This is a genomic window from Clostridium sp. 19966 (assembly GCF_032335695.1).
Taxonomy (GTDB): domain Bacteria; phylum Bacillota; class Clostridia; order Clostridiales; family Clostridiaceae; genus JACTOJ01.
This window is the reverse complement of the sequence record NZ_JACTOJ010000012.1, coordinates 1-12946: the sequence shown is the minus strand read 5'-3', so window position 1 is coordinate 12946 and position 12946 is coordinate 1. Positions and strand designations below refer to the sequence as shown.

Genomic DNA, 12946 nt, shown 5'->3' with positions numbered 1-12946 from the left:
TTTGAGGAAAATGAGTAATTTTTAAAGGAGGGATGATGTTTGGCAGGAAGAAAAGCCATGTCAGTTAAAACAATTTTAGAGGCTGGAAACAAAAGCCATTTAACTAAAGATGAAATTGAAAAAAGGCAAGACCAAGAAAAGCAGCTCGAAAAATTGAATAGTGATAGAATTAGACCACCAACTTGGCTTGGAAAAGTTGGCAAGAGAATATTTAAGGATATTGTCAAGGAACTTGAAGCCCTTAATATTCTTGTTAATGTTGATGTTTATGGCTTAGCAATAACATCAGATGCCATGGATAAATATATACGCTGTACCATGGCACTTCATACTGAAATGCTTAAAACTAAGCAAACTACAAAGTCAGGATTTACTGAAGTAGAAAATCCTTTAGTGAGAACACAATTAAAATATGCAGAAGTATTTAATAAGTTTTCTGCTAACTTTGGATTATCTCCTGCATCTCGCTTAAAGATAGTACAACAGAACTCCCCTGAGCTTGATGAAGATGAAAGAAACTTTGAAGATGATTTCGGGGATGTATAGCACAGTATTGGAAGAGCTAATAGAATACTCAAATGAAGTTATTAAAGGGAGAATATTAGCTTGCAAAAGGCATAAACAAGCTTGTGAAAGATTTCTTAAGGATTTAGAAAAAATGGAGTTAGATAGTTGGAACTATTATTGGGATGAAGAAGAGGCTCAGAGGATTGTAAAATGGTACTCTTATTGCAAACACAGTAAGGGACCACTGGAAGGGAAACCTATAGAGCTAAATAACTGGCAAAAGTTTGTGGTATGCAATATTGAGGCATGGAAGTGCAAGGATTCAGATTATAGGCGGTTCAGATTTGCATTTATTCAGGTAGGTAGAAAGAATAGTAAAAGCCAGCTTGAAGCAGGAATGGCAGCTTATGAATGTGGAGCAAAAGGTCATAATGCAGCGGAAATATATACTTTAGGAGTTGAAAGAGAGCAGGCAAAGATTGTATTTGATGAAGTCAATCTTATGCTTAGTAAGCCTTTGAAAAAGCGATTTAAGATAGTGCAAAAGGAAATAAGACATAAAAAAAGCAATAGCTTTATAAAACATCTATCTCAAAAAGCAGGAAAAACAGGAGATGGTAAAAACCCTCAGATGGCTATAGTAGACGAATATCATGCACACAGAGATAGCAGAATGTATGATGTTATGAAATCTGGTATGATTTCAAGGCAGGAACCTCTGTTGGTTATCATAACAACAGCTGGAGAGGATTATGAAGAAACTCCATGTTATTATGAATATCAAGACTGCTGCAGTATACTTGATGGCATTATAGACAATGACAGATATTTCGTTATGATTTGTGAACTTGAAAAAGAGGATAATCCTTATGATGAAAAAAATTGGATAAAAGCAAACCCAGTAGCAGCAACTTATAAGGAGGGAATTGAAAGTATCAAGGAATTAATGGTACTTGCTAAAGACTCCAGCAATGAAAAGAAAAAAATAGATTTTTTAACTAAGAATTGCAATATATATGTTGCTGCAGGCGAAAACAAATATGTAGATATTGAATACTGGAAGAAATGCAGAAGAGATATAAGCCTTGAAGACTTTAGGGGAAGAACCTGCAATGTAGGGGCTGACTTATCAAAGACAGGAGATTTGACTTCCAATACCTTTGAATTTGACTTCATGGACAATGATGTTTTGAAATATGCAGTGTTTAGTCACAGTTATATACCAGAAGCTGTTGTCTCAGAAAAAAGTAAGACAGATAATGTGCCTTATGATTTATGGATTAGAAGAGGCTGGCTCACAAAAACAACTGCTAATGATGGCTTAATCATAGATTACATGGAAATGGTGAATTATATTGAGTCCATTGTAGAAAAGTACAATTTAAAACGTGGAAAGCTTGGATATGATCAGCATTATGCTAATTTTTTCATTGCAGAGATGGAAAAGCGAGGCTGGGAATGTGTTAAGGTTCCTCAAAGTTGTGCCAAGTTAGACAATGCTACAGTAAGCTTTAGAGATTTATTAAAGGTTCAAAGGATAGTTCACGATGGAAACAAGCTTTTTACTTGGTCTTTGAATAACTGTGAAGTGGATAAAAACAGCTTTGGAGAGATAAAGCTATCTAAAAAAGGTAAGTTTAAAAGGATAGATCCAGTGGCTAGTGCTATTTTTTCTCATGAAATGTTTATAAGTGAGTTAAATAATAAATCGGTTGACGTTAGCAAGTATGCTGGGGATGAATACTTAAATAAATTATGGAGTTAGGAGGAGGATAGCTTGAAAAAAGCAATTACTATGCTAGTGATATTCATGAAAAAGTATATAGAAGATATTTTAATTTTGAGTGGATTAATTTTGATAGTTAATGCCACTTTTTTATTGTCAAAAATAGCAGGCTTTTATTGCATGGGATTTATTCTTTTGGCTCTAGGTATATATTTAAGCATTAATCCACCAGAGAAGAGGTGAGATAATTGATATTTAGAAATTCAGCCAGAAGAATAAGAAATCAGACTGTCAGCGGCGGTGATTGGTCAACTGAGTTTGATACTTTAATGTCCTATTTAGGTGTTACTACAGATGAATTAAAAATAAAAGGAAAGAACGCACTTAAGGAAGTTGTGGTTTATATATGTATAAAGATTCTAAGTGAAACACTTGGAAAGCTGCCGCTAAAAATATATCAAGACAGCAGCGGTATAAAGAAAGCTACAGATCATTATTTATATCCTCTTTTTAAGCTAAGACCGAATCCCTATATGTCAGCCTTCGATTTTTGGAAATGTGTTGAGACACTTAGAAACATACATGGAAATAGCTATGTGTGGATTGATTTTATACCAATAGGAGTAAAAGGTGCAGGTAAGATAAAAGGATTTTATCCGTTAAATCCTGAACAAATGGAGATTTGGGTTGATGATGTGGGACTTTTAAGCAGCAAAAATTCTATTTGGTATATCTATACGGACAATTTAGGACATCAATACAAGCTTCAAAGCACTGATGTAATGCATTTTAAGGGAGTTACGACGGATGGTATTGTGGGCTTAAGTCCTATAGAAATGCTAAAAAACAGCATAGAAAACGCCAAAGCAGCTGAAAAATTCTTAAATAACAGCTTTAAAAACGGCATGCAAAGCGCTGGAATAGTTAATTATGTGGGAGATTTAAGTCCACAGGCAGAACAAAACTTCATAGAGAAGTTTGAACAGATGTCCAGCGGGTTAAAAAATGCTAACAGAATAAGTTTGTTACCTATAGGCTATCAATATCAGCCCTTAGCATTAAAACTTACAGATGCCCAATTCATAGAAAATACTAAATTGACAGCTCAGCAGATATCTGCAGCTTATGGTATAAAGCTTCATCAGTTAAATGAGATGGAGAAGTCCTCCTATGCAAGTACAAGCGAAGCAAATAGAGAGTTTTACACAGATTCTCTTATGGCTACTTTAACCATGTATGAGCAGGAAATTGTGTATAAGTGTTTTCTTAATAGTGAGATACAAAACGGATACTACGTAAAATTTAATGCTGATGTTATTATGCGTGGTGATCCTAAAACAAGATTTGAGGCATATGCCACAGCTATTCAAAATGGTATAAAAACACCTAATGAATGCAGAGCTATGGAGGAAGATCCTCCCAAAGAGGGTGGAGACCAATTAATAGTTAATGGAAACTATATTCCTCTTACAAGGGTGGGAGCTGCTTACAATAACAATGGAGGTGATAATTAATGTCTAAGTTTTGGAGGTTTATAAAAAACGCTGCTACAGATGATTTACCAGAGAACATAGAGCTTCATATTGAAGGTGACATAATAAGTGATGATGATGCATGGATATATGAATGGTTTGGAATAAACGCAACTTCTCCTAATGCTTTTAAAGAAGAGCTAAATCAGTATAGTAATAAAGATATTACTGTTTGGATTGATAGCTATGGTGGAGATGTTTTTGCAGCTGCAGGTATTTATAATTCGTTGAAAGAACACAGTGGGAAAGTGACGGTTAAGATTGATGGTAAGGCTATGTCTGCAGCTTCTGTAATTGCCATGGCTGGGGATGAAATATTGATGTCACCAGTAGCTATTATGATGATTCATAATCCACTTTCGGCAGTTCAAGGATATGCAAGCGATATGAGAAAGCAGGCAGATGTATTAGATGAAGTTAAGCTTTCATTGATTAATGCATATCAGGCTAAGACTAATATGTCTAGGAATAAAATCAGCGCTATGATGGATGATGAAACCTACATGTCAGCTAATACTGCATTAAAGAAAGGTTTCGCAGATGGAATATTATATCAGGATGAGGAAAACCAAGACGTATTAAATTTTTCCTTCGATAGATTCGCCATACAAAATAGTGCTAATGTTGCTGCAAAGCGGTACTTTGATTTTGAAAAGCTTAGAGAGCCTAAGCCAAAAACTAATATGGATGAAAAGCAAATACTAAAGGCTAAATTAGCTTTAGAGTTAGAACTCTAGGGCTTTTTTTATATTCAAAATATGAAAGCGAGGAAAGATAAATGAGTAAAGAGTTAAGAGAATTGTTAAATAAGTTTGATGGGTTGCAGAATGAAGCAAATACACTAATGAACAAAGAAGGGGCTACAGCAGAAGAAATAAAAGCAAAAACAGAGGAATTAAAGGCTATAAAGGCTAAGATAGAAGCTCAAAAGGTACTTGATGATGGTAAGAACTTCAATGAAAATGGCATAGAGATAACAGATCAGTCTAAGGATAATCTATCAAAAGTAGACAATAAGGAAGTATCTGCGCTTCATGTTAAAGCTTTTGCTAAGGCTATAGCCAAGAGACAACTAAACGGAGAGGAAATAAAGGCTCTATCAAGCAATACTGATGCAGATGGTGGGTATCTTATACCTAAAGATATACTAACTAAAATAAATGAATTATCAAGGGAATATGTAAGCTTAAGAGAGCTTGTAACAGTAATTCCTGTTAATACAAAAGAAGGTTCAAGAATAATAGAAAAAAATGCTTCAAATGCACCTTTTGAAGATGTAGAGGAATTAGCTGATTTACCAGATTTAAAATCACCTCAGTGGGCAAAGATTGATTACAAGATAAGAGACTTGGGAGGTCTTCTACCAATACCTAATAGCTTGCTAGATGATGAAACAGGGGGTTTGGTAGATTATTTAGCTCAATGGTTTGTAAAGAAAGCTTATGCAACAGACAATGACATGCTGCTTAATGCAGACGGAACTAAAGGAAGCCAAGGCATACTAGGTACAGCCAAGGAAACTGTAGCAGATAATGAAAATGTATTTACTAAAGAGGTTCTTACTTCTGTGGTAACCTTCAATAAGCTAAAGACAGTTTTAAATAAAAGTTTCCCAAGACCAATAGCTGCAGCAGCAAAGATTGTTACTAATCAAAGCGGACTTGATATATTAGATGGAATGGAAGATAGCACAGGAAGACCATTGCTAACTGGGGATGGGACTCAAGAATTTCCGTATAAATTCAAGGGTAAAACAGTCATAGTTTATGATGATGATACTTTACCAAATGATAATACAGATGTGGCTAATCCATTAGTACCTTTTATAATTGGTGACCTAAAGCAAGGTATAGTTTTGTGGGACAGACAGCAAATGAGTGTGGCATCTTCCAAGGAAGCAGGCTTTAAAAATAACAGCACAATAATGAGAGGAATAATAAGACAGGACTCTAGGGTTTGGGATAAGAAAGCTGTTAGAATTCTTTACTCTAAGGTGGGCTAGTAGAGGGGAATACCCCTCTTTCTTAATTGTGAGGTGAAGAAATGGTATTAACAGTTATAGAGGCTAAAAAATATTTGCGCTTGGAAGAAGATTATACCTCGGAAGATGAAGATATAGAAAGTTTAATAATGGCAGCAGAGCAGTATCTTATTAATGCAGGCTGCATTTTAATTGAAACTGATAATGTGGCAAAATTAGCAATTAAAATGCTGGTGGTTCATTGGTATGAAAACAGGGAACCCACAGGTCAAGGCAACCAACTTGCTTATGGCTTGCAGAGCTTAATTGCACAGCTTAAGTATTGTTATGATACAAGCTATAGTGGAGGCAGGTCATGAATCCAGGAATATTGAATGAAAGAATAATGATACAAAAGAGAAATCTTATAAAAGAAAAAGGAATACCAAAGCCAGTATGGGAGGAGTTTTATGGCTGCTGGAGTGGAATAAATAATTTGTTTGGAAATGAGTTATACCAAGCCATCAATGTGAATTTAGAAAATACTTTAAACTTTACAGTTAGATACTGCAACCGCCTTGATAACCTTAATACAAAAGAATTTAGGGTTGTATGGAAAGGAAGAGTTTTTAACCTAGTATATGTGGATTACTTAAACATGAAGAAGGAAAAAATTATATTGAAGGCTACAGAGGTAATGTGATATGGCGGTTAACATGGATTTAAGCGGAATAGACGGTTTGCTGGAAGACATAAAAAAGGTATGCTCAGAGGATGAACTGAATAAGACGAATAAAAGTATATTAAAGAAATGTGGTAAGTTAGTTCAAAATAAAGCTGGATCTAAAGCTCCAAAGTCAAAAAATCCATGGAATAGTGGAAGAAAAGGCAGCCGAAGTGGAAAGCATATGGCTGACAACATACCGATTTCAGCAGTAAAAAATAAAAATGGACAATTATATATTCTTGTTGGATGGGAGAAGGGTGATTCGTCTCCTTATTTTTATGCCAAATTTATAGAGTATGGATGGGGAACAAGCAAGAATAAGCCCCAGCCATTCTTACAGAATTCTCTAAAAGAGGAGTCAACCGAATTTTACAATATAGCAAAGCAAGAATACAGCAAGCTTTTAGCAGACTTTAGTTAAGGAGAGATAGCATGGACAATATAGAATTAATCGATACTGCTTTATCCAATGCCCTTGATTCCATACCTGTTAGATATGGTTGGTATGATGAAAACATAAATGAAACTCATGTAACTTTTATTCTGCTGAATGAAGATGTAGAGGGATATAGTGATGATGAGGATGAAATAACAGGCACAGAGTTTCAGGTTGATATATGGAGCAGAGATAATGTGGAAGATTTGAAGAAACAGATTAAAAAGGCTTTAAAGGCTATAGATTGTACTTTTCTACAGGGGCAGGATCAGTATGAAGAGGATACAAAAATATATCATAAGGCATTACGATTTTTCATCCTAAATGAAGAATCAGAATAAGCATAGAAAGGAAGAGATATAATGGCAAGAAGAAAAGGTCTAAAAGATATATATGTGGCTGTAATAACAAAGGATGATGCTACTACTTATACAACTGGCACTCCAGTGTTGGTAAAGAAGGGAGTTACAGCAAAAATAAGTATTAAAAAGTCCAGTGAACAAATAAAAAGTGATGATGTCACAGAGGAAACCGTAGATGGGTTCGAAAGTGGCTCTATAGAAATTGAATGGGGAGACTTATCGCCTACAGAAAAAGCCATGTTAATGGGATACACTGTACAAAATGGATTTCTTGCGGAATCAACTGATGATGTGGCAAAGAATATAGCCATAGGTTTTAGATCAAAGAAAACAGACGGAAAATATGAATTTAGCTGGTACTATAATGTTAAGTTCGGACAGGGTGAAGACAGTGATTATGAATCCATGGGTGGTGGAGATAAGCCAAAGATACAGTCACAGGCTATAAAAGGCGATATAATGGGCAGACAGAAGGATAATAGGTATAGAATAAGAGTCGATGAAAGCTACTTATTAGATACTGATACTGATGCAAAGGCAGCTATAGCTGATTGGTTTAGTAAAGTGCAGGAACTACCGAGTGCAGCATAAGAGGGAGGAAACTCTCTCTTTCATTATGAATAGAGGGAGTAGTTTATATAATGATAGAATTAACATTAAATTTTCACGAAGAAAAAGAAGATAACGGTGAAATGAAGGATGTAGTCACATCTAAAACTTATAGGCAGCCAGTAATAACAGGACAGCATTATAGAAAGCTGCAGGAAGCCATTAAGGATTCTCAAAGCTTAAGTCAGTATGAGCAGGAACAATTAGCGGTTCAATATATCATCTTCTTCTTTGGGTATAAATTTACGGAAGAGGAATTTTGGAACGGAATTGAGCTTGAGAACTTTGTAAGTATATACAGGGATATAACCTCAGAAGTTATAAACAAGTATAATGCAGGAATGAATAAGCTGCTAAAAAAATAAATCCGCAAGAGGAAGAAGATACCCAGCCCTCTTGCGGTTCTGCTTTTGATGATTATGATCTAGAAAATGGGTATGTTACTAAAGAAGAAATACAAGATAAAGAATATGAAATTAACATGAAAAATCTATATTATATATATAATTTTGCCCAAGAATATGGTAATAGTTTTGAGGAATGTGAGAATATGGACATTATAGCTTACATGGACTACATGGGCTTTAAAATATTAATGGATAAGGAACTGAAAGAGTATGAAGAAGAGGCAGAGGAGGTGGATTAATTGGCTAAGGGTACTAGTGTTAATGTAAGAATTGGAGCGGATGCATCAAGTTTTAAAAAGGAAATGAATGATGTATCAAACCAGCTTAAAGTCACTGAATCAGAGTTTGGTGTAGCGAGTGAAAAAGCTAAATTGTTTGGTACAGAAGAAGAGCAATTAGGTGCTTTGCAAGCTGAACTTTCCAACAAATTAAAAGGTCAAAATACTCTTTTAAATATGCAGAAAGAGTATATAGGAAAGCTTCAAAATGACACTCAGTTATATAAAAATAGATTAACAGCTTTGACCAGTGAGATTAATTCTACCTCAGAGGCTTATAAAAAAAGTGTTGAAGCAACTGGCAAGGACAGCGCAGAATCTAAAAAACTATATGATGAATTAAATAAGCTTAAGGAGCAATATACCAAAACTGAAAAATCTATTGAAAATAATAATAAATCTATAGATAATGCAACAATTAAATTCAATAAACAGCAGAAAGAAATATTGAATACTGAAAAGAGCTTGCAAGACTTAGTCAAAACTGAAGATGATACCTCTAAAAAGACCGAGGAAATGGGCGGTAAGTTTGATGGACTTAAAAAACATCTTGGAGATATAGGAAATGCTATAAAAACTGGCTTTGGAATGTCTATAGGCAGAGACTTATGGGAAAAAGCTAAAGAAGGCATTTCTGAGATTGCCACACAAAGTACAGAAGCGACTAAAGCCATGAATAATATAGGCGCTGCCACTGGAGTTACTGGTGAGGACTTGCAAGACTTTCAAAAAATCATGTTAGAGATTTATGGAGATAATTATGGGCAAAGTTTTGATGATATAGCCGAGGCTATGACAAACATACAGCAACAGACAGGTATGAGTACAAAAGAATTAAAAGGATTTACCGAAAATGCTTTGTTACTTAGAGATACTTTTGATTTTGATGTAAATGAGAGCGTTAGAAGCGCCAATATGCTTATGATGCAATTCGGTTTAAGTGGTGATGATGCCTATAATTTAATAGCTCAGGGAGCACAGAAAGGATTAAATAAAAACGGTGACTTATTAGATAGTATAAATGAGTATTCTGTGCAGTTCAAAGGGCTAGGCTTCAATGCTGAAGAAATGTTCAATATATTAGAAAATGGTGCGATGAATGGAACTTTTAGCGTAGATAAGCTTGGGGATGCAGTAAAGGAATTTGGGATAAGAGCCAAGGATGGTAGCAATACAACCCAAGATGCATTTCAAAAACTTGGCTTAAATGTACAGCAAACAGAGCAAAAATTTGCACAAGGTGGAGATACCGCAAAGAAAGCTTTTCAAGAAGTAAATAAAAGATTATTAGCTTTGCAAGATCCATTGAAGCAAAATCAAATTGGTGTTGAGCTGTGGGGGACTATGTGGGAAGACTTAGGTAAAACAGGTATTACTAATCTAACTAATTTAGATGGAGGCATAGACAAGACCTATAATGCCTTAAATGATATAAAAAAGATTAAATACAATGACATAGGATCAGCTATGCAGGGTATAAAAAGACAGCTAGATACATCTATACTCATTCCGCTTGAAAATCAGCTGCTTCCTAAGTTAAATGATTTAGCTAATTGGATACAGCAGCATATGCCTCAGATTAAGCAAACTGCTGGAGATGCAGGAAAGGTAGTAGGAGATGTATTTCAGCATGTAGGTGATGTTATTAGCTTTGTTAAACAAAATGCTGACTGGCTTATACCTACTTTAGCAGGATTGCTAGGTGCTTTTCTAGCGTTTCAAGTTATAAGTGGTATTATAGGGCTATTTACTGCATTTACAAGTCCCATAGGCTTGATTGCAATAGGGATAGGAGCATTAATAATTGTTGGCTATGAGCTAGTAAAGAATTGGGACTATATAAAGGGTGCTCTTAAAGACACTTGGTACTCAATAGAACAAACAGGAGAATGGCTTTGGAATCAACTAAAATTAGGGGCTCAAGGATTTTTAAACTTTTTTATAGATGGATGGAATGATATTGCAGATTCTCTTGATAGCATAAATGTGCCTATTCCAGATTGGTTAGGCGGTGGAAATTTTGGATTTGATGTTCCACACGCGCAAAGAATAAATTGGTTCGCCAAAGGGACAGACAATTTCCCTGGTGGGCTTGCTGGAATAAATGAAGCTGGTGGTGAAATAGTAAACCTTCCTTCAGGAACTCAGATAATCCCACATGATGTATCCATGGAAATGGCAAGGAATACAGCTAATAGTAACAATACTGGAATCGGTGGAGATATATATTTAACTGTAGATATTCCTCTTGACGGTAAAACCTTAGCTAAGCAGACTTTTAAGTTTACTCAAAAGCAGCTTAAGGATGCTATTGCAGCAAATAGCAGAAGCAGGGGAGGAAAGTAAAGATGAAATACTTTTGCTTAATAGATGATGTCTCCTGTTTAGATATAGGCATTAAGATAATCAGTAGAGTGAATATTCCAGTGGCACAGCGAGATGTGGAAGAGATTGATATAGAAGGCAGAAATGGAAGTTTAATAAGAGATAAAGGGCGGTGGTTAGATAAAGAAATAACTATCGCTTTTAACTTTATTGATAGGTACAATTTTACTGCTAAATGCAGGTGGATATCCAAATGGCTAAGAGGCTCAAAACTTAAATTTTCTGACGATTTAGGTGTATTTTATAAGATAAAAAAAGTTGAATGCGAGGATATTCAAAGATCCTTAAGGTATAAGGGTAGCTTTAGCGTGAAGTTTACTGTAGATTCTTTTGCTTGGCTTGAGGATGGACAAAATATTATTACACTTTCTTCAAGAGCCAAGCTGCTTAATGTAGGTACCTACGAAAGCAAACCTATATTAAAAGTTTATGGAAGTGGCAGCATAGACTTATTTGTTAACAGCACTGAAATAAATCTTAATAATGTAAGTGACTATGTGACTATAGATTCTATGATAATGGACTGTTATAAGGATGAAATGAATGCTAATAGCCAAATGAGTGGAGAGTTTCCAGTGCTTCAAGAAGGCGAAAATAGCATAACTTGGAGTGGAAATATAAATAAAATAGAAATTACGCCTAACTGGGTGTATTTGTAGGAGGTGAAAGGATGCAGTATATAAAAAGAATTAATTTAGATATAGATAAAAATGTTAATGTGACTATAGATGCTAAGCAGAATGATACTAAAAGCCGATTTATTGAGTTTACCTTATATAATAACACAGTTGTTATGGACTTAACTAACCATACAGTTAAAATATTTGCAGTTAAAGCAGATAACAAGCTTATATTCAATAATGTAACGGTGGAAGATGCTGCAAATGGCAAGGTGCTTGTAGAGCTTACTAGCCAAGCTTTAGCAGTTATTGGGGTTTTGCAGTGTGAAATTGCAATATACGGAAGTGATAGCAGTATATTAACTACTAAGACATTTACAATTAATGTTCTAGAAGGTATTAGAAATGATAGTGCTATCCAAAGCACAAATGAATTCACTGCTTTATCTTCTGCTTTATCACAGACACAAAATTGGAATGACCAATTTACAAGCATATATCCTAACTTAGACCAAAAGTATAGCACTAGATTAAATGCTTTGGAGAGTATGCAGATTGGTTGCAGAAATTTAATACAAAATAGTGGCTTTGAATATAGTGCTCCTGTTTGGTGGGGAACTGCTAATGGGGCAAAATCTACTGTAGACAATACTGTAAGCAAGGAAGGTATTAACTCACTAAAAATAGATACAACAAGCTACACAAATAGTTCAACTGGATTTTATGGTACTCTTCCTACTGTTAGTGGGAAAAAATATACTATTAGCGGATGGATATATTCACAGACCGCTATAAGTGCTATGGCTATAAATATAGCTAGAAGCGACTGGACTGTACAAACTTATGGAGCTTCAGACATACCAGCTGGAGTATGGACATATTTTTCTCAAACTTTTATAGCTTCAGCAAGTTATTTAAGAATAGAAATATTTAAACTAAATGCAGTATATTGGGTAGACAATCTAGAGCTAGAAGAAGGGGACAAAGCTACCACATGGTGTCCTGCACCAGAAGATTCATTTAACTATACTGATAATGTACAGATTGGTGGAAGAAATTATATAGTAGGTTCAGATTTTATTCAGCTAAATTCAGCATATGCTGCAAGAGGTGGATATAGTATTGCAATAGATTCTAGCTCAACAGTAAGGTCATATAATTCTTTGAGAATAACATCATCAGTTGCAGGAGCCACTGGAATAAATGATTGGTATACTTACATTACTGCAAGAGGATTATCTGCTGGAGCAACTTTTACATTAACTGTTTATGTAAAATCTCAAAATGGTTCAAATGTAAGCTTTCGTATCGGCGCGGGCTCATCATCTAATACAGTTACTCAAAAATTAGCACCCATTACATGGACAAGAGTTAATATCCAACTTACATTAGCAACA

15 protein-coding genes are annotated in these 12946 nt (G+C 35.0%); all 15 read left to right on the top strand.

The features are described 5' to 3' along the window. Window positions 1-39 precede the first annotated feature (39 nt). Window positions 40-546 (top strand): phage terminase small subunit P27 family, encoded by a 507-nt coding sequence (locus tag IAI10_RS13215; RefSeq protein WP_315673752.1) that lies wholly within the window; start codon window positions 40-42, stop codon window positions 544-546. Next, window positions 509-2272, top strand: a complete 1764-nt coding sequence (locus tag IAI10_RS13210) for a terminase TerL endonuclease subunit (protein ID WP_315673751.1) — start codon at window positions 509-511, stop codon at window positions 2270-2272. Before IAI10_RS13215 ends, IAI10_RS13210 begins: the two co-directional genes overlap by 38 nt. A gap of 12 nt (window positions 2273-2284) precedes the next feature. Continuing rightward, a complete protein-coding gene (locus IAI10_RS13205; protein WP_315673750.1) occupies window positions 2285-2476 on the top strand; it encodes a hypothetical protein in 192 nt (63 codons plus the stop codon). Between the two features lie 5 nt (window positions 2477-2481). Continuing rightward, window positions 2482-3747 (top strand): phage portal protein, encoded by a 1266-nt coding sequence (locus IAI10_RS13200; protein ID WP_315673749.1) that lies wholly within the window; start codon window positions 2482-2484, stop codon window positions 3745-3747. Next, window positions 3747-4502 carry a head maturation protease, ClpP-related gene (locus IAI10_RS13195; RefSeq protein ID WP_315673748.1) on the top strand — a complete coding sequence of 252 codons (756 nt, stop codon included), beginning with the start codon at window positions 3747-3749 and terminating at the stop codon, window positions 4500-4502. Before IAI10_RS13200 ends, IAI10_RS13195 begins: the two co-directional genes overlap by 1 nt. 41 nt (window positions 4503-4543) lie before the next feature. Further along, entirely contained in the window at window positions 4544-5767 is a 1224-nt protein-coding gene (locus IAI10_RS13190) for a phage major capsid protein (protein ID WP_315673747.1), read from the top strand. Between the two features lie 41 nt (window positions 5768-5808). After that, complete coding sequence (locus IAI10_RS13185) at window positions 5809-6105, top strand: head-tail connector protein (protein WP_315673746.1); 297 nt, start codon at window positions 5809-5811, stop codon at window positions 6103-6105. Beyond that, window positions 6102-6428, top strand: a complete 327-nt coding sequence (locus IAI10_RS13180; protein WP_315673745.1) for a phage head closure protein — start codon at window positions 6102-6104, stop codon at window positions 6426-6428. Before IAI10_RS13185 ends, IAI10_RS13180 begins: the two co-directional genes overlap by 4 nt. Before the next feature lies 1 nt (window position 6429). Further along, window positions 6430-6873, top strand: a complete 444-nt coding sequence (locus IAI10_RS13175) for an HK97-gp10 family putative phage morphogenesis protein (RefSeq protein ID WP_315673744.1) — start codon at window positions 6430-6432, stop codon at window positions 6871-6873. Between the two features lie 11 nt (window positions 6874-6884). Then, window positions 6885-7229: a hypothetical protein gene (locus tag IAI10_RS13170; protein ID WP_315673743.1), complete on the top strand. Its 345-nt coding sequence runs from the start codon at window positions 6885-6887 to the stop codon at window positions 7227-7229. Between the two features lie 21 nt (window positions 7230-7250). Beyond that, complete coding sequence (locus IAI10_RS13165) at window positions 7251-7841, top strand: major tail protein (protein WP_315673742.1); 591 nt, start codon at window positions 7251-7253, stop codon at window positions 7839-7841. Between the two features lie 50 nt (window positions 7842-7891). Beyond that, window positions 7892-8224 (top strand): phage tail assembly chaperone G, encoded by a 333-nt coding sequence (gene gpG, locus IAI10_RS13160; RefSeq protein ID WP_315673741.1) that lies wholly within the window; start codon window positions 7892-7894, stop codon window positions 8222-8224. 281 nt (window positions 8225-8505) lie between these two features. After that, complete coding sequence (locus tag IAI10_RS13155) at window positions 8506-10890, top strand: phage tail tape measure protein (RefSeq protein ID WP_315673740.1); 2385 nt, start codon at window positions 8506-8508, stop codon at window positions 10888-10890. A gap of 2 nt (window positions 10891-10892) precedes the next feature. Continuing rightward, window positions 10893-11588, top strand: coding sequence for a phage tail domain-containing protein (locus tag IAI10_RS13150; RefSeq protein WP_315673739.1), 696 nt, complete (start codon window positions 10893-10895; stop codon window positions 11586-11588). A gap of 11 nt (window positions 11589-11599) precedes the next feature. Next, the coding region (locus tag IAI10_RS13145) for a BppU family phage baseplate upper protein (protein WP_315673738.1) at window positions 11600-12946 on the top strand (1347 nt) is incomplete at its 3' end.